The organism is Gordonia sp. 852002-10350_SCH5691597, from assembly GCF_001665715.1.
GTDB classification, from domain to species: Bacteria; Actinomycetota; Actinomycetes; order Mycobacteriales; family Mycobacteriaceae; genus Gordonia; species Gordonia sputi.
The window spans coordinates 1-17,335 of sequence record NZ_LZMO01000309.1 but is presented as its reverse complement, the minus strand read 5'-3'; the positions used below and the strand labels follow the sequence as shown (position 1 = coordinate 17,335).

At 65.6% G+C, this 17,335-nt stretch carries 18 protein-coding genes, 1 pseudogene and 1 riboswitch; of the genes and pseudogenes, 7 read left to right on the top strand and 12 right to left on the bottom strand.

Annotated features, from left to right (window positions below; translation table 11 throughout):
• Positions 1-32: 32 nt before the first annotated feature.
• The 4 genes from A5777_RS23720 to A5777_RS23705 form a co-directional block, all read right to left on the bottom strand.
• The gene (locus A5777_RS23720) at positions 33-1,340 is read right to left on the bottom strand and encodes a PhoH family protein (RefSeq protein ID WP_064865315.1); all 1,308 of its coding nucleotides are present in this window, start codon (positions 1,338-1,340) and stop codon (positions 33-35) included.
• Between the two features lie 326 nt (positions 1,341-1,666).
• A complete protein-coding gene (locus A5777_RS23715) occupies positions 1,667-2,539 on the bottom strand; it encodes an acyl-ACP desaturase (protein WP_064865311.1) in 873 nt (290 codons plus the stop codon).
• A gap of 74 nt (positions 2,540-2,613) precedes the next feature.
• On the bottom strand, positions 2,614-3,891 hold the full coding sequence (gene glyA / locus A5777_RS23710) for a serine hydroxymethyltransferase (protein ID WP_039854270.1): 1,278 nt from the start codon (positions 3,889-3,891) through the stop codon (positions 2,614-2,616).
• A 55-nt stretch (positions 3,892-3,946) separates the two neighbouring features.
• The gene (locus A5777_RS23705) at positions 3,947-5,185 is read right to left on the bottom strand and encodes a hypothetical protein (RefSeq protein ID WP_064865307.1); all 1,239 of its coding nucleotides are present in this window, start codon (positions 5,183-5,185) and stop codon (positions 3,947-3,949) included.
• A gap of 98 nt (positions 5,186-5,283) precedes the next feature.
• Between A5777_RS23705 and coaA the strand changes: the two genes are divergently transcribed.
• On the top strand, positions 5,284-6,225 hold the full coding sequence (gene coaA, locus A5777_RS23700; protein WP_005202029.1) for a type I pantothenate kinase: 942 nt from the start codon (positions 5,284-5,286) through the stop codon (positions 6,223-6,225).
• A gap of 119 nt (positions 6,226-6,344) precedes the next feature.
• Here coaA and A5777_RS23695 read toward each other — a convergent pair whose 3' ends face one another.
• Together A5777_RS23695 and A5777_RS23690 are read right to left on the bottom strand one after the other, a co-directional pair.
• On the bottom strand, positions 6,345-6,824 hold the full coding sequence (locus A5777_RS23695; protein WP_064865304.1) for a carboxymuconolactone decarboxylase family protein: 480 nt from the start codon (positions 6,822-6,824) through the stop codon (positions 6,345-6,347).
• Positions 6,821-7,594 (bottom strand): SDR family oxidoreductase, encoded by a 774-nt coding sequence (locus tag A5777_RS23690; protein ID WP_064865301.1) that lies wholly within the window; start codon positions 7,592-7,594, stop codon positions 6,821-6,823. Before A5777_RS23690 ends, A5777_RS23695 begins: the two co-directional genes overlap by 4 nt.
• Before the next feature lie 131 nt (positions 7,595-7,725).
• On the opposite strand from A5777_RS23690, the gene A5777_RS23685 reads away from it, so the two are divergent.
• Positions 7,726-8,769 carry an aminotransferase-like domain-containing protein gene (locus A5777_RS23685; protein ID WP_331710622.1) on the top strand — a complete coding sequence of 348 codons (1,044 nt, stop codon included), beginning with the start codon at positions 7,726-7,728 and terminating at the stop codon, positions 8,767-8,769.
• Between the two features lie 9 nt (positions 8,770-8,778).
• Complete coding sequence (locus A5777_RS25765) at positions 8,779-9,213, top strand: hypothetical protein (protein WP_331710621.1); 435 nt, start codon at positions 8,779-8,781, stop codon at positions 9,211-9,213.
• On the opposite strand, the gene A5777_RS23680 is transcribed toward A5777_RS25765, so the two are convergent.
• Complete coding sequence (locus tag A5777_RS23680) at positions 9,180-9,962, bottom strand: isoprenyl transferase (protein ID WP_064865297.1); 783 nt, start codon at positions 9,960-9,962, stop codon at positions 9,180-9,182. The genes A5777_RS25765 and A5777_RS23680 overlap by 34 nt on opposite strands.
• A 40-nt stretch (positions 9,963-10,002) precedes the next feature.
• Entirely contained in the window at positions 10,003-11,082 is a 1,080-nt protein-coding gene (locus A5777_RS23675) for a hypothetical protein (RefSeq protein WP_064865294.1), read from the bottom strand.
• Positions 11,083-11,168: 86 nt separating this feature from the next.
• On the opposite strand from A5777_RS23675, the gene A5777_RS23670 reads away from it, so the two are divergent.
• Genes A5777_RS23670 through trhA form a run of 3 tightly spaced genes read left to right on the top strand, consistent with a single transcriptional unit; the run spans position 11,169 to position 13,322 of the window.
• On the top strand, positions 11,169-11,609 hold the full coding sequence (locus A5777_RS23670) for a MarR family winged helix-turn-helix transcriptional regulator (RefSeq protein ID WP_064865291.1): 441 nt from the start codon (positions 11,169-11,171) through the stop codon (positions 11,607-11,609).
• Positions 11,606-12,616, top strand: a complete 1,011-nt coding sequence (locus tag A5777_RS23665) for a TIGR03617 family F420-dependent LLM class oxidoreductase (protein ID WP_064865288.1) — start codon at positions 11,606-11,608, stop codon at positions 12,614-12,616. Before A5777_RS23670 ends, A5777_RS23665 begins: the two co-directional genes overlap by 4 nt.
• Before the next feature lie 37 nt (positions 12,617-12,653).
• Complete coding sequence (trhA, locus tag A5777_RS23660; RefSeq protein ID WP_064865286.1) at positions 12,654-13,322, top strand: PAQR family membrane homeostasis protein TrhA; 669 nt, start codon at positions 12,654-12,656, stop codon at positions 13,320-13,322.
• 40 nt (positions 13,323-13,362) lie between these two features.
• Here trhA and A5777_RS23655 read toward each other — a convergent pair whose 3' ends face one another.
• From A5777_RS23655 to A5777_RS23645, 3 genes are read right to left on the bottom strand one after another with little or no spacing between them, the layout of a single operon-like run.
• On the bottom strand, positions 13,363-14,400 hold the full coding sequence (locus A5777_RS23655) for an ABC transporter substrate-binding protein (protein WP_442903070.1): 1,038 nt from the start codon (positions 14,398-14,400) through the stop codon (positions 13,363-13,365).
• Complete coding sequence (locus A5777_RS23650; RefSeq protein ID WP_064865282.1) at positions 14,397-15,197, bottom strand: ABC transporter ATP-binding protein; 801 nt, start codon at positions 15,195-15,197, stop codon at positions 14,397-14,399. Before A5777_RS23650 ends, A5777_RS23655 begins: the two co-directional genes overlap by 4 nt.
• Positions 15,194-16,255, bottom strand: coding sequence for a FecCD family ABC transporter permease (locus tag A5777_RS23645; protein ID WP_064865318.1), 1,062 nt, complete (start codon positions 16,253-16,255; stop codon positions 15,194-15,196). The genes A5777_RS23650 and A5777_RS23645 overlap by 4 nt, the downstream gene beginning before the upstream one ends.
• 114 nt (positions 16,256-16,369) lie before the next feature.
• A riboswitch (cobalamin riboswitch) is annotated at positions 16,370-16,578 on the bottom strand.
• Positions 16,579-16,606: 28 nt separating this feature from the next.
• Between A5777_RS23645 and A5777_RS24495 the strand changes: the two genes are divergently transcribed.
• Positions 16,607-17,257, top strand: coding sequence for a PhoD-like phosphatase N-terminal domain-containing protein (locus A5777_RS24495; protein WP_442903071.1), 651 nt, complete (start codon positions 16,607-16,609; stop codon positions 17,255-17,257).
• On the opposite strand, the pseudogene A5777_RS25890 reads toward A5777_RS24495, so the two are convergent.
• Positions 17,195-17,335 (bottom strand): annotated as a pseudogene (locus A5777_RS25890) (PhoD-like phosphatase N-terminal domain-containing protein); the annotation flags it as partial. The gene A5777_RS24495 and the pseudogene A5777_RS25890 sit on opposite strands and share 63 nt — an antisense overlap.

The window sequence follows — 17,335 nt, the reverse complement described above, 5'->3', positions numbered from 1 at the left end:
GCTGGTCGAGCTTGTCGAGACCACCTTCGCGATCAGTACGTCGCGCCCGGGGCGAACTCCTCGAGCATGTCGGTGACGAGCGCGGCGATCGGCGAGCGCTCGCTGCGCGTCAGGGTCACGTGCGCGAACAGCGGGTGGCCCTTGAGCTTCTCGATGACCGCCGCGACGCCGTCGTGGCGTCCGACGCGGAGGTTGTCGCGCTGCGCCACGTCGTGGGTGAGCACCACCCGCGAACCCGTGCCCAGTCGGGACAGCACCGTCAGCAGTACGTTGCGCTCCAAGGACTGCGCCTCGTCGACGATCACGAACGAGTCGTGCAGTGACCGACCGCGAATGTGCGTGAGCGGCAACACTTCCAGCATTCCGCGGCTGAGCACCTCTTCGATGACCTCGGGCGACGCGAGGCCTTCGAGCGTGTCGAACACCGCCTGCGCCCACGGCCCCATCTTCTCGGCTTCGCCGCCGGGCAGGTAGCCGAGCTGCTGGCCGCCGACCGCGTACAGCGGACGGAACACGACGACCTTGCGCTGCGTCCGACGTTCGAGCACGGCTTCGAGGCCGGCGCACAGCGCGAGCGCCGACTTTCCGGTACCCGCCTTGCCGCCGAGGGACACGATGCCGACGCTGTCGTCGAGGAGTAGATCGAGCGCGACCCGCTGCTCAGCCGACCGCCCGTGCAGTCCGAATGCTTCACGGTCGCCCCGGACCAGCCGGACCTGCTTGGCCTCGTTGACCCGGCCCAGTGCACTCGCCGAGCCGTGGCCCAACAGCCGAACTCCCGTGTGGCAGGGCAGTTCTCGTGCAGCGTCGAGGTCGACGACCCCGTCGGAGAACAGGGTGTCGATCACGGGCTGGTCGACGTTGAGCTCCGCCATGCCCGACCATCCGGAGACGACGACATCCTGTGCGTGGTACTCGTCGGCGTCGAGTCCGACAGCACCCGCCTTGACGCGCAGCGGCGTGTCCTTGGACACCAGCGTGACGTCTTTGCCCTCGGCGCGCAGGTTGAGCGCGCACGCGAGGATGCGGGAGTCGTTGCTGTCGGTGCGGAATCCGGCGGGCAACACCGCGGGATCGGTGTGGTTGAGCTCGACCTGCAGGGTGCCGCCCTCGTCGCCGATCGGTAGCGGAACGTCGAGTCGGCCGTGCTCGAGCCGCAGGTCGTCGAGCAATCTCAATGCCTCACGTGCAAACCATCCGAGCTCGTGGTGGTGACGTTTGCCCTCGAGTTCACTGATGACAACCAACGGCAAGATGACGTGGTGTTCAGCGAATCGTGTGACTGCCCAGGGATCTGAGAGCAGCACGGAGGTGTCGAGGACGTAGGTGCGTGTGGTCACGTGGGCTCCTACGTTTGTGCGGCACCCGCACAAACCAGTTCTTCGATGACCGGCTGGTTCTTGTCCTTTACCCGGCGTCAGCCGAGATGGACGAGGACCGGGGCCGGCCCCCTCGTGCTGCTGGTGCAACCCACGATGTGAACCTCCCGGACGAACCGCTTCCCCGCGGCCCGTCACTGGTCAACGTACGCGGATGACGACGTTCCGGCGCGTCGTAAACGGGTGTGTCTACGTGAAATATGCGTAAACGGACGTATCGTCGAACCACGACGCGCAGAAGCGATGCCGCGGGGACGATACGTCCGTCAGCAGGGAAAATGTGTCGGTCAGCGACCGGCGCGAGCGAGAATTCTGGCCTTGGCCGCGGCTGCCTCGTCGTTCAGCCCGTCGACACTTTCGAGCTTCAACTGATCGACGATCGACGCCGCGATCGCGTTGATCGTGGCCTCGTCCTGGTAGTCGGCGATCAGTGCGCGCTGCTCGTCGAAGTCGACGACGTCGAATCCGATCGGTTCGTCGAGTCCGCGTGCGAGCGCCTTGTCGAGCGCGATCACGGCCGTGTCCTGGTCGGCGACGAGTCCCGCGCCGAGCAGGTTGACGAAGGTGCGCGACGACACCTCGTCGTCGCCCGCCACCTTGTGCAGGATCTGCGAGAGGATGTCGTCGGCGACCGACGCCTGCATCTTCTCGATGAACTTCACGCTCTGCGCCTCGTGCACGGCCATGAGCGCCAGCACGTCGAGCGGCTTGAGTTCGTCGACCTGCGCCTCGTTCTGGCGGTAACCGGCGGTGACGTGGACTCGACGACGCTCCTCGGCGTCGACCGGATCAATTGCGCGGCGGACAACGAGGTAGTCGCGCAGGACAACCGCGTGGCGGTTGTCCTCGGCGGTCCACACGCCGACGAGCTGACGCCAATCGGAGAACGCCGGGAAGTACTTGGCCAGGATGCGGTGATACGACGGCAGGTTGTCCTTGGTCAGGAGCAACGCGAGCAGCGCGGCTGCGGTCTCGTCGGACAGCGTCTGCTGCGAGGGGTCCCAGTCGTCGCCGCCCATGAAGGCGAAGTTCCGGCCGTCGTCCCACGGCACGTACTCGTGCGGATTCCACACGGCAGACGCGAGCTGGTGATCCTCGGCCACCTCGGGGAGGGCCTTCTCCAGCGCGATGATCAGTTCGTCTTCGCTCAGTACGTTCACCGCGCCAAGGATACGGATGCGTAGGCGGCGATTTCAAACCGCCCCGGCATCTCGAAGCTGGCCAGATGTCCAGGTCAGACCCGGCTCATCAGCCCCCACTCCTCGAGCCCGTCGTACAGCGGGAAGTCGAGTGCGAGGCGAGAGACCCGGCCACGCAGCGCAGACACGTCGGCGTCGGGCCCTGCTGCGAGCGCGGTGGCGATGATGTCGGCGACCTCGCTGAACTGCTCGTCGCCGAAGCCGCGCGTCGCGAGTGCTGGCGTACCGATACGCAGGCCGGAGGTGACCATCGGCGGACGCGGATCGAACGGCACCGCGTTGCGGTTGACCGTGATTCCGACCTCGTGGAGGAGGTCTTCTGCCTGCTGACCGTCGAGCGTGCTGTTACGCAAGTCGACGAGGACCAGGTGGACGTCGGTGCCGCCGGTGAGGACCGAGACGCCCGACTTCTCGACGTCGGAGCCGGTCAACCGCTCGGCGAGGATCTTGGCGCCCGAGAGCGTACGACGCTGCCGATCGGCGAACTCTTCGGTGCCCGCGATCTTGAGTGCGACGGCCTTACCCGCGATGGCGTGCATGAGCGGTCCGCCCTGCTGCCCGGGGAACACCGCCGAGTTGAGCTTCTTGGCCCACTCCTGCTTGGCCAGGATGATGCCCGAACGCGGGCCGCCGAGAGTCTTGTGCACCGTCGACGAGACGACATCCGACGCAGGCACCGGGTTGGGGTGCAGGCCGGCCGCGACGAGTCCGGCGAAGTGAGCCATGTCGGTCCACAGATACGCCCCGACCTCGTCGGCGATCGACCGGAAGGCGTCGAAGTCCAGGGTGCGCGGGTATGCCGACCAGCCGGCCACGATCACCTTGGGCTGAACGTCGAGGGCGATCTTGCGCACCTCGTCCATGTCGATGCGGAAGTCTTCTTTGCTGACGCCGTAGAAGTGGTTCTCGTAGAGCTTGCCCGAGAAGTTCAGACGCATGCCGTGGGTGAGGTGACCGCCGTGCGCGAGGTCGAGGCCCAGGAGCCGCTCCCCCGGGTTCATGAGTGCCATGAGGACCGCGGCGTTGGCCTGCGCTCCCGAATGCGGCTGAACGTTGGCGAAGTCGGCTCCGAAGAGTTCCTTCGCGCGGTTGCGCGCGATGTCCTCGACGACGTCGACGTACTCGCAGCCACCGTAGTAGCGGCGACCCGGATATCCCTCGGCGTACTTGTTGGTCAGGACGCTGCCCTGTGCCTGCAGCACGGCACGCGGAACGAAGTTTTCCGAGGCGATCATCTCGAGTGTGTCGCGCTGGCGGCTCAGTTCGCCGTTCATCGCGGCCGCCACGTCGGGATCGACCTCTGCCAGGGACATCGAGTTCAGGCTCGCGGTGTTCGCGGAGATGGGATTCTCGCTCATGGCGACCAGTCTATTGGCCCAGTTCGGCACGCAGCAGAGCTGGGGTCAGGGGTTCGTCGAGAAGGCGTCCGAATCGCGCGAGCCGCGCATCCTGCGGCACCTGCTCGAGCCACTCGCCCAGGAGCCGATAGCCCTCGACGTAGGTCGAGATGTATGCGCGCCACAACGGCGACGTCAGGAACCGCAGCATCTGTCGCGCCCGCTCCGACGGCGCGAGCAGCCACCGCTGCAGAAAGCCCGCGACGACGTCGACGTCGAGGTGCTGATCGTGCAGCATCAGCGCGGCGTCTTGGCGTACGGTCAGCAGACCCGACGACGCCGCGCCGACCCGCTGCGCGCGCTCGCCGTCGAATCGCAGTCCGAGGTCGGCGTAGATCTCCTGCGCCCAGAGTCCCCAGTTGTCGCCGACGGCCGCGTGCAGCGCGTGGTCGGCAAGGCCCTCGGCCATCAGACATTGCGGCGTGTTGACCAGGAAGATGGTCTGCTCGGTCTGCCCACCGCCGACGAGGATCTGCTCTTTTCTGCAGTGCTCGGTGTGGTGACCGGGATACGCCTCGTGCGCGATGAGGTGCGGCAACGACGACATGTACTGCGTGAGATCGGCATTGATCGCCACCCGCGACCGATAGTTGCCGAGGTAGTAGTTGAAGCCCGACCACGGCTTGTCGGTCACCACCTCGAATTCGACGATCTCGTTGTCCGCCAACGGGAAAACGTCGCGAACCCTTTCCCGCAGCGCACCACTGAAGGCGCGGACGCATTCGTCGACGCGCTCGGGCGGAATCTCGTCGGCGCGACGGTAGGCGGCGTAGGCGTCAGCGAGCACCGGCCCGCTCGTATCCGGCGTGCCGAGCGCAGAAGCCAACTCGCCGTGCGCCTTTCGATAATCGTCGGTGTCGGCGGGTGCGATGTCGACGTCGAAGTAGGCGCGCACCTCGTCGACGAATCCGATGGGCTCGCCCGCGAACTTGCGTGCCGAACATTCCAGTGCGCGCAGATGTGCATCGACGAACGCCGCCCGGTCGGGGGCCAGACCCGCAGGGAGTTCGGATCGCAGTCCGCGCGCACGGTCGGCCAGTGCGGCGGGGTCGGGGGCCGGGCCTCCCGCGACCTCGGCGCGCAGTGCGGGGTCGCCGGTGTAGGCGTCGACGAAGCCCTCTTCGAGACGGTCGAAGGCGAGGCCGAGCCGCAAATAGTCGGTGACCAGATCCGTATCGGGGGTTGCCGAACCGCTGTACGCCGTTGCCATGGTGGAAGGCTACCGACAGCGGCGTCGACGCGTCCTTCTAAGCTGTAGGCCATGACGACGAGGTGCGACCCGCGATCGCCGATGGGACGAGCCCTCTGATGGCGCGCGACACCACCGGCCGCGATCCCAGTCTTTATCTGGAACTCGATCGCAAGCAATGGCGTGACCTGCGTGAATCCATGCCGATGGTGCTCAATGAGAACGAGCTCGACCAGCTCGTCGGTATGGGCGAGAACGTCGACCTCCAAGAAGTCGCCGAGGTGTATCTCCCGCTGTCGCGACTCATCCACCTACAGGTCGCCGCGAGGCAGCGCTTGTTTGCAGCGACGTCGACCTTCCTCGGTGATCGGCAGACCACCAAGCAGGTTCCGTTCGTCATCGGGATCGCGGGTAGCGTCGCCGTCGGAAAGTCGACGACCGCCCGCATCATGGCAGCGCTCCTGGCCCGCTGGGAGTCGCACCCGAAGGTCGACCTCGTCACCACCGACGGCTTCCTGTTGCCCACGCGTGAGCTCGAACGTCGAGGCATCATGCACCGCAAGGGATTTCCCGAATCCTACGATCGCAGGGGACTGCTTCGCTTCGTCACCGAGGTCAAGTCGGGGGCGCGTGAGGTGACAGCGCCGGTCTATTCGCACCTCACCTACGACATCGTCCCCGATGTCATGCACTACGTGCACCAGCCCGACATTCTGATCCTCGAAGGCCTCAACGTGCTGCAAACAGGTCCGACGCTGATGGTGTCGGACCTGTTTGATTTCTCCATCTACGTCGACGCGAAGACCACCGACATCGAGAACTGGTACATCTCGCGGTTCCTGCAGATGCGGTCGACGTCGTTCGCCGACCCCAACTCGCACTTCCACCACTACTCGTCACTGACCGACGACCAGGCGCGGGCCGCTGCCCGCGACATCTGGACGTCGATCAACCTGCCGAACCTCCGGGAGAACATACTCCCCACCCGCCCGCGCGCAACTCTGGTGCTGCGCAAGGATTCTGACCACTCCATCAACCGGGTCCGGCTGCGCAAGTTGTGAGTTCGCACGGCTGCGCGAAGCTGTGGGCCGCGCGAAGATGTGTGTCGAATCGAAAGAAGTGGGTGCTGCAGCACCCACATCCTTACGTTCGACACACATTCAGCGTCGAGTCAGCGGCGCTACTTCCGTTCGTCCAGCTCGTACGGACACTTCGACGCGATGGCGACGCGGTTCCAGGCATTGATCATCACGATCGACGCGACGACCTGACCGAGCTGCACCTCGTCGAACACTGCGCGCGCACGGTCGAACGCGGCGTCGGGAACTCCCTCTTCGCCGATCCGGGTCACGTATTCGGTCAGCTCCAGCGCCGATCGCTGCCGCTCGTCGAAATGATTGACGGCCTCGTGCCAGACCGGGATCAGACCGATGACCATCGGGTCGATTCCCATCTCCAGTGCATCGGAGACGTGCATACGCAGGCAGTATGCACACCCGTTGAGCTGTGAGGCTCGGATCTTGATGAGCTCGATCAGCTCGGGGTCCAGACCCTCCGACGACGCACGCTGCAACGCGACGAGCGCCTTGTAGACGTTCGGATTTCGCGCGGGCATCCAGAGCCTGCGCGTGGTGGCGGTTCCTTCTGCCGTGGTGATCATCGGTTGACCCTTTCTGTAGTGGGTGGAGTTGCCTCGAGCCACTCGTCGAACGTGGTCTTGCCCTTCTCGAACTCCCCGCGCGGCATCAGTCCGCCGTCGCGAAATGCTTTCCCGCCGAACGGGATCGCCACAACCCATCGGGGCGATCCGGCGCGCTGGGCGACGGCGCGAGCAAGATCGACGAGGTCGTGCTCCTCGGGTCCTGCGATCTGCCGGTCCGACGCGTCGTCGGACAGCGCAGCGTCTGCGATCAGTCCGGCGGCGTCGACGGCGGCCAGTGGGCGGCACACCATGCGCGGAACCATGGCGATCGGATCGAGTCGTGCGCGGGTGAGCATCTGATCGGCTAGTTCGTACCACTGGGCCGACCGGATGATCTGCAGATGCCCGGCGTCGACGTTGTCGGCGTAGGTCTGCTCCTGGGCCGCTTTGCCCTGGTAATACCCGAAGTTCGCGTTCACCGCCGGATCTGCGGCATTGATGATCGACACGCACACGACTCGTTGCACACCCGCCGCCACGGCCGCCTCGGCGATCGTGCGCGCAACCGTCGAGAAGAAGTCGACGGCTGTCGAACCGCGCGTCGTCATCACGTTGGTGCAGTCGATCACCGTGTCGGCACCCGCGCACGCCTCCCGCACGCCGGTTCCCGCATGCGCGTCGACTCCCGACGACCGTTGCGCGCGAACCACTTTCTCGCCTCGCCGTTCGAGGTCGTGGGCGAGAAGCGCACCGATCTCACCGCTAGCGCCGAATACCACCGTCGTCATCAGTCCTACCTCTCGCGGATCGTCTGTGTGCCTGCCTTCTCCAAGGGCAACACCGTCAACGCTAGTGGCAGATTGATCCAGAAATGAGGTTCAATCAACACGTAGTGTTCTGCGTCAATTCGGGAGGCGTGATGACAGGTGATCGATGGTCTGCGCTCGCCGAGCGACTCGGGACCGACCTCTATCTCGATCTGCAGCCCGATTTCGACGCACCCACTCGAGGCCGCAGCGCGCAACTCCGATCTCGGCTCGCAGACGAACTGCGCAGCGCCATCGCGGATGGCCGCCTCGCACCCGGCACGCGCCTACCTCCCTACCGGTCACTCGCCGCCGATCTCGGCCTGGCTCGCGGAACCGTCTCGACGGTGTACTCCGAACTGATCGCAGAAGGTTGGCTGACCGCGCGCCAGGGCGCAGGCACCACGGTCGCAACGGGTTTCGGTTCGCCGAGTTCCGCAGGCGCATCGTTCACGACCGTAGTGTCCGCACCGCGCGTCGCACATGACTTCTCCCTCGGCCAGCCCAACGCGTCGCAGTTCCCGCGCACCGCATGGATCAGGTCGATGCGACGGGCGATCTCGAGCGCCGACGACTCCGCCTTCGGTCCGACGCTGCCCAACGGCAGTGAACGGCTACGCGTCGCGCTCGCCGGCTATCTCGCCCGAGCGCGTGGCGTTCGTGCACATCCCGACCAGATCGTGTTGACCACATCGGTACTCTCGGCGTTGGAGCTACTGGGACGCAGTCTTTTTCGTGACTCCGTCGCGACCGAGGCGTACGGTCTGCCCTTCTTTCGAGACGCGTTCACACAGTACGGCGCGGTCGTGTCACCCATCCCGGTCGACCACGACGGCGCAGACGTGACAGCGCTGACCGACCTCGCGGTGAAGCCTCAGGCCGTCCTCGTCACCCCCAGCCACCAGTCCCCGATCGGGGTGTCGCTTGCTCCACATCGACGTGCGGCTGTAACCGAGTGGGCAAGGACGACAGACACATTCCTGATCGAAGACGACTACGACGGCGAACTGCGCTACGACCGCGAACCCGTCGGCGCGATGCAGGCACTGGCTCCCGACCACATCATCTACACGGGGTCGGTCAGCAAGAGCTTGTCACCCTCGGTACGCATCGGCTGGCTGGTCCTACCACCGGCGCTGGTCTCAACTGTGATGTGAGCCAAGGGAATGCGCGAACCGGATGCGAGCATCGTCGATCAGCTTGCCCTGGCCGACATGATCGAGACCGGCTCCTACGACAAGCACATCCGAAGCAGTCGACAGTTTTATCGACGCCGCAGGCAGGCACTGATCGAGCGGCTGGGCGCGCACGGGATCGCGACGATGGGCATCTCCGCCGGGCTCCATGCGGTGATACCCGTTCCCGTCGATGTGGAGGCGTCGGTACTCGCGGCAACTTACGAACGGGGATTCTCGCTCGGTGGACTCGACGTGCTGCGCCATCCGGATGCCCCGCGACTTCACGACGCCCATGGTGAGCCGACCGGAGGAATCCTCGTCGGCTTCGGCACGCCGCCGGTCTCGACATTCGACGCCGACGTGACAGCGCTCATCGAGCTACTCGAAGATCACTTGCCGAATCGCCGACTGCGCGCGGAGTAGTCGCGCAGCGCACGCAGGAAATCGACCCGACGGAACTCGGGCCAATAGGCGTCGGTGAACCAGATCTCCGAGTACGCGCTCTGCCACAGCAGGAATCCGGACAGCCGCTGCTCCCCCGACGTCCTGATGACCAGATCGGGGTCGGGCTGTCCCTTGGTGTACAGGTTGCGATCGATCGCCTCGACGGTGACCGCGTCGACGAGTTCGTCGACGGTCGCACCCGCCTCGGCCTTCTGCACGAGGACCGCGCGCACGGCGTCGGCGATCTCCTGCCGGCCCCCGTATCCGACCGCCACGTTGACGTTCATGCCCGACCTGTCGAGAGTGCGTTCAGCGGCGTTGCGCAGACGCTGGGCCGCGGTATCGGGGAGCTGATCGAGGGTTCCGACGATGCGAACCCGCCAGTGCCCGTCAGGGGTGGCGATCTCGTCGACGATGTCGGGCACTATCTCCATCAGCGCGTCGAGTTCGTCGGAGGCGCGCTGCAGATTCTCGGTGGACAGCAGATAGATGGTGACCGTCTCGATGCCCAGCTCGGCGCACCACTCGAGCATCTCGGCGATGCGCTGCGCGCCCACCCGATGTCCGTGACTGACATCTTCGAAGCCCGCCTCGCGGGCCCATCGTCGATTGCCGTCGCAGATGATCGCCACATGCTGGGGCAAGCGGTTCTCGTCCGTCAACTGGATCAGCCGCCGCTCGTACACGGAGAGCATCGGCCGACGCAGACGATCGGGTAGGAGTTTCATCGCGAACCAGATTAGACCTCACCTGTAAGGGCACACTGAATCAGGCCACGACATCCTCGGCGAGTTCTTCGGCCTCCTCCTCGGTGAGCTGGTCGCCCTCGTGCCGCCCGGCAGCGGCCGGACTCGCTTCTACCGCGCCATCTCCGACGTTTCGACGGTCCCGCAGCGCGACAATGCCGACCAGCGCGGCACCGACGACGAGCCAGCCGATGATCTTCGCGATGTCGCCCGCGCTGGAGACCTCGGGGAAATAGGCCAGGTTGCGCGATGCCTCGTTCAGACCCGCACCGATCCAGAAGTCATGGAGGACGGCGAAGAACTTCGGTTGCAGGGCAGGCGCGAACACGCCGCCGCTGGTCGTGAAGTTCAACCCGACGAAGATCGTGACCATCGCCAGCGTCGTGAATCGACCGATGAATGGGTGCAATCCGATCGCGAACAGCATGGTGGCCAGCGCGTAGAGGATCGACAGCCCGAAGATCTGCCACTGTGCACCCGGCAGGGCGTCGAACACCCACACGGCAATCGCCGTGGTCACCGCGGCAGAGATCACCGAGCAGACCGCCGCGAATCCGAGACGCACGCGAATCCTGCGTCCACCTGCGGCGACGGCGATCGCGATTCCACATCCGTACGAGCCGACGGTGAGTGCCACCAGGAAGAAGAAGATGCTCTGTCCGGATGGATCGCGCTGCGGATCGGCCTGCACGACGTCGACGATCTTCAGTGGTTGGTCCTTGGCGATCGTGATGCCGTTGAAGATCCGTTCGACCGTGACCGCTGTGGGATCCGACGCCGCTGTCGACACGTAGAGGACCGGAGTGTCGGCCTTCGGCTCGAAAGCCGCCGCGATCTCCCGGCGCTCGATGGCCCCGCGCGCCTCATCGGCGGTGGCAACGGTCCGGATCGAGACGCGGTCGCCGAGTTGTTGCTGGAGAGTCTGTGCGGTCACCTGGGTCGATGTACCGGCACCGACCACATCGATGCGCAGATCGTGCGGATCGGGCTTGTGGAATCCGCCGAGATAGGCGAGTGCCATCACGGCACCGATGACGAGCGGAACGGCGACGTGCGACGCGATGGTCTTGACCGACAACGCATGGGTGGGAGCAGCGGACATCGATTACCTTCTGGGCTAGTCGGGAACACGATCGTTCATCAGGAATGGTTGCAGAATGCAACTTGGATAGGTTGTAATATACAACTATGGCTTCACCCGAGCAACCCGATGCCGCCGAAGTGGTCGGGCAGGAATTGGTCACGCTGTCGCGGCGGCTGCGCAACGGCGCCCGCGACATCTACGCCGAGGGCGGCCTGACCTTCGTCGAGTTCTCCCTCCTCGCGCTGATCTCGGACAACCCGGGAATCAACGCGGCATCGCTGGCTCGGGCCGCGAACATCGACAAGTCGACGGCCAGCCGCCAACTCGGCGAACTCCGTCGCCGTGGCCTGCTGCGCCGCACGCAGGACGCGACGTCGTCGAGGTCGCAGTCGTTGGAGGTGACGCAGGAGGCTCTCGACACCCTGAGCGAGATCCGCCGACGCAGTGGAGACGCCATCGCACGCAGGCTCGACGCGTGGACGCAGGATGATCTCGAACTGTTCGCAACGCTGTTGCGCCGCTACAACGACGCCGACGCGACATGACTCCGATCGCCGTGACGACCGCCCTGTTCGAGCCGACGGGCGCAGCACAGCGTGCCACCGATCTCGCCCGCGCGGGTGCAGCGGGGGTGTTCACCTTCGAGGGTCCACACGATGTGTTCACGCCGCTCGTCGTTGCGGCGTCGGTGCCGGAATTGACCCTGCTGACCAACGTCGCAATTGCGTTCCCGCGCAACCCGATTCACCTCGCACACGCGGCCAACGACCTTCAGTTGCTCTCCGGCGGCAGATTTCGACTCGGTTTGGGTACGCAGATACGCCCGCAGATCGAGAAGCGGTTCGGCGCTGATTTCGACGACCCCGTGGGCCGCATGGCCGACAAGGTCGGCGCCATCAACGCCATCTTCGATACGTGGGAGACCGGAGCTCCGCTGCGCCATGAAGGGGCCTATCACCGTCACACCTTGATGACGCCGACCTTCAACCCCGGACCCAACCCGTTCGGTCGGCCGCCGGTATTCGTCGGCGCACTCGGGCCGTTGATGACCCGCGCCGCGGCAAAGCACGCCGACGGGGTGTTGGTGATGCCGTTTTCCACCGCCGACTTTCTGGCATCGACGACCGTCCCGAACATTCGACGCGGTCTCGCCGCACGCGATCACAGCCGCGGCTTCACCGTGATCCCCGAGGTGATCGTGTCGGTGGGCACCGACCACAGCGCCGCGCGACGACTCCTCGCCTTCTACGGCTCGACGCCCGCCTACCGGCCCGTCCTCGCAGCGCATGGCGCCGAGCGGCTGCAGCCAGAACTCAATGCGCTGTCGAAGCAGGGGCGGTGGGCTGAGATGGCCGATCTCATCGACGACGAGCTACTGCACACGATCGCCGCTGTCGGTGGTCCCGCAGACGTCGCACAGCAGATCCGGGCCCGCGTCGACGCATTCGACGCGCTGCGCGATCTCGACGTCCGCGTCGACGAGGTGTGCATCTATCAGCCGACGCCTATCGACGTCGACCAGCTCACAGCGATCATCGCCGCACTCGGCTGACAGCGTTCTCACACAAAGTTACGGTACCGTAGCTTACGTGAACTCAGCCCTGGTGACCGCTGTCGCCGACAGACCTCGCCTCCGCGGCGTCATTCATCAGTGGTCGGCCTACGTCTCAGTGGTCGCGGGTATCGCCCTTGTCATCGGCGCAGGCTGGCTACGTGGACCGGGAGGCGCGGTGGCCTGTGCCGTCTACGCGGCAACCGTCGTGGGACTCTTCGCGACCTCGGCGTCGTATCACCGCGTCGCGTGGAAATCGCTGAGCGCGCAGGTACACATGAAGCGTGCCGACCACTCGATGATCTTCGTGTTCATCGCTGGTACCTACACGCCGTTCTGTCTGATGGGTCTGCCGAGTCCGATGCGGTGGTGGGTGCTCGGCATCGTCTGGGTCGGCGCGCTCGCCGGTGTCGCACTGAAGATCGCGTGGCCTGGCGCGCCCCGCTGGCTCGGAGTCACGCTCTACATCCTGCTCGGGTGGGTCATCATCGTCGTCGCCCCGACGCTCGTCGCACATGTCGGTTGGCTCGTACTGATCCTCCTCGCGGTCGGCGGGGTCTTCTACAGCGTCGGCGGAGTGCTCTACGCACTGCGCTGGCCCAATCCCTGGCCGACGACGTTCGGCCATCACGAGGTGTTCCACGTCTGCACAGCCATCGCCGCGCTACTGCACTACATCGCGGTCTGGCTGGTCGTCGCGGCCTGAGCGCACCTCACCTCCGAGCCGCCGTCTGCCGACGGCCTGGTCAGAGCGACTGCGATCGCAAGTACTCGGCAAGCGCCGTGATGGTCTGCGGGTTACGCGGCCCCTCGACGAGCGCCGCATACGGAAACGAGATGTAGCGGCGCTCTCGCACTGCGGTTGTCTGCGCCATCAACGGTTGCGACTCGAGTTGCCGGATCTTGGCCTCGACGGTGTTCTGCGGCCCCGCCCCGTAATCGACGATGACGATGACCTGCGGATCGCGCTGCGCAGCCGCCTCCCATGATGCCGACGTCCAGGAGTCGTCGATATCGCCGAAGATGTTGCGTCCACCGGCTTCGGCGATGATCTGATCCGGTGCCGCATTCCGACCCGAGGTGAACGGCGTCGGATCGGCGCTGTCGAAGAGGAAGACCCGCGCTGCTGCGGACTCGGCAGGCGCCCCCACACGCGCAGCCTCGACTTGCTTGCGATAGTCGGCGGTCAGCGCCGCGGCCCGACCACTAACGCCGAAGATCTGCCCCAGATTCGACAGGTCCGCGTACAACGCATCGAGGGGTCGAACGACGCCGCGCTTGGTGGTGCCTGCCTGGCGACAGGCTTCGGTCAGCTGGTATGGCACGGCACCGGTCGAACGCACCCAGTCGGGGGTGACGCCGGTCGATTCCTTGAACCCGTAGTTCCAGCCCGCAAAGACGAAGTCGGGCCGCGCAGCGGCGATGATCTCCCGGGAGAACGCCGTGCCCAGTGACCTTGTCTTCTCGAAATCCGCTCGCCACGGAGATGATTCGATATCTCGCTCTTTGCCCTCGTACGTGGTGTAGCCGACCATCCGGTCGCCCAATCCGAGCGCGAACATCAGCTCTGTGATCCCCGTGTCGTTCGTCACCGCACGATCCGGTACACCGCTAACCCTAAGCGGTGCACCACAATTGGTTACCGTGACCTGCTCTCCCAACGATTCCGGAGTCGACGACTCGACGTCAGCGCCGCAACCGGAGACCACGGTCATCGCGGCAAGCGCAGACACGACGAGTGCGCGCGGTCTGCTGAGTGTTGTCCTGGTCGTAGGCGCTGTCATGAGTGCTCTTCCTCGGAGATGGCTTGTGGGACTTGGTCGTCGAAGATGATCTGCGGAACGCCCGAGCGGGGGTGGGCGACGACGTACGCACCAACGCCGTACCACTTGGCGATGTTCGTCGTGGTGAGGAGTTCGTCCGGTGGCCCGATGCACGCGATCGTCCCGTCGAGCACAACAGCGAGCGTGCTGCAGTACTGTGCCGCCATGTTGAGGTCGTGCAGCGCCGCAATGACGGTGACCCCGCGTCCGCGCGCCGCACCGAGGATGTCGAACTGGTGGCGGATATCAAGGCGATTGGTCGGCTCATCGAGGATCAGTACGTTGGGCTCCTGCGCGAATGCGCGCGCGATGAGTACGCGCTGCGCCTCTCCGCCGGAGAGCGTGGTGAACACACGATCCGCGAACATCTCGACGCCGGCCGTGGACATCGCCGCCTCGCACACCTGGCGGTCGCGGGCACGGGCCGCCGCACCCAGTTCGCGGTGCGGCAGCCGTCCCGTCGCGACAACCTCTGACGCGGTGAAATCGAAGTCGAGCGAGGTTGATTGGGTGAGCGCGGCGACTCGTCGTGCGTTCTCCCGCATACTCACCGCACGCACGTCGCGGCCGTCGACTCGCACACTGCCACCCAACGGTGCCAGCGCGCGGTAAACGCATCGAAGCAGGGTCGATTTACCGCTGCCGTTCGGTCCGATCACCCCGAGGAACTCCCCGGAGTCGACCGAAAACGATGCGTCGCGAACGATGACGGTGCCATCGATATCGACTGTGACCGCGTCGTACTCGACGGCACTCATGAGTCGATCCGGGTACGTCGACGTTGCATCAGCCCGAGGAACACCGGCACACCCACCGCAGCCGTGATCGCCCCGAGCGGAATCTCCTGCGGTGGAACGACAATCCGCGCCATCAGGTCGGCGACGACAAGGAACAGCGCCCCCAGCACCGGGGCGACGAGAATGATCTTGCGGTGATCCGCACCGACAACCATACGGGTCACGTGCGGCACGATGAGACCGACGAATCCGATTGCGCCGCAGACAGAGACGATGAACCCGGTCATCAGCGCGGCGATGACGAAGAGCTCGAGCCGAAACCGTGACGCCCGTATGCCGAGCGACGCGGCGACCTCGTCGCCCATCGCCAGCGCGTTGAGTTGTCGTGCTCTCGCTGCGACCACACCTATCCCGATGACCACCACGACCGCGACCAGCGCAACCGAATGCCATGTTGCCGCAGCAAGACTGCCGAGCAGCCAGAACATGACACTCCGTGCGGCATCACCCACCGGACGTAAGAAGATGAGCACAGTGGTCAGAGCCGAGAACCCGTATCCCAGAGCGGTTCCCGTCAACACGAGCCGCAGTGGTGTGAGACCTCCGCCACGCTGTGCAATTCCGAAGACGAGCAACGTCGCCACCAGTGCGCCGAGGAATGCCGCGGTCGGCAACGCATACAGGCCGAGACCCGAGAAGACCCCGAACAGCACGACGGCGGTGGCTCCGACCGACGCACCCGACGAGATCCCGAGCACATAGGGGTCCGCCAGCGGATTGCGCACCATCGCCTGCACGATCACGCCGACCACCGCCAAACCGGCACCCACCAGCGCTCCCGTCAGCACCCGTGGCACACGCGAGTCCACGACGATCCAGTACGACGCGGCGTCGACCGACGAGACCGGTCCCCCGGTGATAGCTGCCCACACCATCCGCAGCGATACGGACCAACCGATCCCCACGGTTCCGTATGCGACGCCGCACGCCGCGGCCACGACGAGCGCTACACCGCAGCCGATGACCACGGAGACCGGTCGCGCCCAGGTATCCCGAGGGTTCGCAGTGCGCGCCGACATGTCCGCCCTCCTGATCAGCCCGGAGCGGGTACAGCAGATGTCGCCACGCGGGGTCGACGAAGACCACGCGAGTTCAACACCGACCATGTCCCGCGAAGTCGATGGGACCGCCTGCGCCCGGCGGCCACGTCGGCAGGTCTTCGGACTTCGGACACGGCACGTGATGTGCCACCTACCGACGATCGCTTCCCGAGCCGCAGGCCCAGTGCTGTTGAACGCCTTCGTTTCCGTTACCGCTGCGGGGCAGCTCTGGATTCTCACCAGATTCCCTCTTGGCTCTCACCGACGATCTCGGCTGGAGAACCGACGCCGCTGCAGTGTAACAACGGTCTCGAATCGGACATATGGCGCATGCGGTTTCACGAACTTCACCATCCCATCACCGCGATGCCGACGGCGGGTAGGACGACGTCCATCCTCTCTTGGTCGGGTGGCGGCATGCCGAACATCTCACCTCGCCCGTCACTGGCCGACCTCCGGATCGATCGGGACAAGACCCTCCACGCCGGCACCACCCGCCGACGATTTCTCACCTGGGCGGGCGTCGCGGCCGGTATCGCAACCGTCCCCGCACTTTTCACGACCGACGCGGCGTCGGCTCCCCCGCCACGCCGTGGCAGTGACCTGTTCACGCTCGGTGTGGCATCAGGCGATCCGCTTCCCGACGGCGTGGTCCTGTGGACACGGCTGGCCGCCGATCCGCTCGCCCGCGGCGGAGCGATGGGCCTGCTTCCGGTACCGGTCGAGTGGGAGATCGCCACCGACCATGGGATGCGCCACGTCGTCGCGCGCGGCGTCGAAGTGGCGACACCGGAGAACGGACACAGCGTGCACGCCGACGTACGCGGGATAGTGGCCGTCAGCCCACGATTGGCACGAGGCGAATGCGAAAGTCAATGCACTCAGCCGACTTCCGTGCGCCGGAGCGGTACGTGTGCGCCCGATCGCCGACATGCAACCGCCCGCACGGAATCGGTAGAAGTAGTCCGCCGCCGGCCGTAGGCCGCGTACGTCGGCGTGCACGCTGTGTCCGTTCTCCGGTGTCGCCACTTCGACGCCGCGCGCGACGACGTGGCGCAT

Bases quoted from the DNA above. Each gene is read 5' to 3' on its own strand.
- A5777_RS23685 (WP_331710622.1), top strand. From the start codon at position 7,726: ATGACAGGTGATCGATGGTCTGCGCTCGCCGAGCGACTCGGGACCGAC.
- glyA (WP_039854270.1), bottom strand. From the start codon at position 3,891: ATGTCCCTGGCAGAGGTCGATCCCGACGTGGCGGCCGCGATGAACGGC.
- A5777_RS23665 (WP_064865288.1), top strand. From the start codon at position 11,606: ATGACTCCGATCGCCGTGACGACCGCCCTGTTCGAGCCGACGGGCGCA.
- A5777_RS23670 (WP_064865291.1), top strand. From the start codon at position 11,169: ATGGCTTCACCCGAGCAACCCGATGCCGCCGAAGTGGTCGGGCAGGAA.
- A5777_RS23650 (WP_064865282.1), bottom strand. From the start codon at position 15,197: ATGAGTGCCGTCGAGTACGACGCGGTCACAGTCGATATCGATGGCACC.
- A5777_RS24495 (WP_442903071.1), top strand. From the start codon at position 16,607: ATGCGGTTTCACGAACTTCACCATCCCATCACCGCGATGCCGACGGCG.
- coaA (WP_005202029.1), top strand. From the start codon at position 5,284: ATGGCGCGCGACACCACCGGCCGCGATCCCAGTCTTTATCTGGAACTC.
- A5777_RS23680 (WP_064865297.1), bottom strand. From the start codon at position 9,962: ATGAAACTCCTACCCGATCGTCTGCGTCGGCCGATGCTCTCCGTGTAC.
- A5777_RS23655 (WP_442903070.1), bottom strand. From the start codon at position 14,400: ATGACAGCGCCTACGACCAGGACAACACTCAGCAGACCGCGCGCACTC.
- A5777_RS23645 (WP_064865318.1), bottom strand. From the start codon at position 16,255: ATGTCGGCGCGCACTGCGAACCCTCGGGATACCTGGGCGCGACCGGTC.
- A5777_RS23695 (WP_064865304.1), bottom strand. From the start codon at position 6,824: ATGATCACCACGGCAGAAGGAACCGCCACCACGCGCAGGCTCTGGATG.
- A5777_RS25765 (WP_331710621.1), top strand. From the start codon at position 8,779: ATGCGCGAACCGGATGCGAGCATCGTCGATCAGCTTGCCCTGGCCGAC.
- A5777_RS23705 (WP_064865307.1), bottom strand. From the start codon at position 5,185: ATGGCAACGGCGTACAGCGGTTCGGCAACCCCCGATACGGATCTGGTC.
- A5777_RS23675 (WP_064865294.1), bottom strand. From the start codon at position 11,082: ATGTCCGCTGCTCCCACCCATGCGTTGTCGGTCAAGACCATCGCGTCG.
- A5777_RS23690 (WP_064865301.1), bottom strand. From the start codon at position 7,594: ATGACGACGGTGGTATTCGGCGCTAGCGGTGAGATCGGTGCGCTTCTC.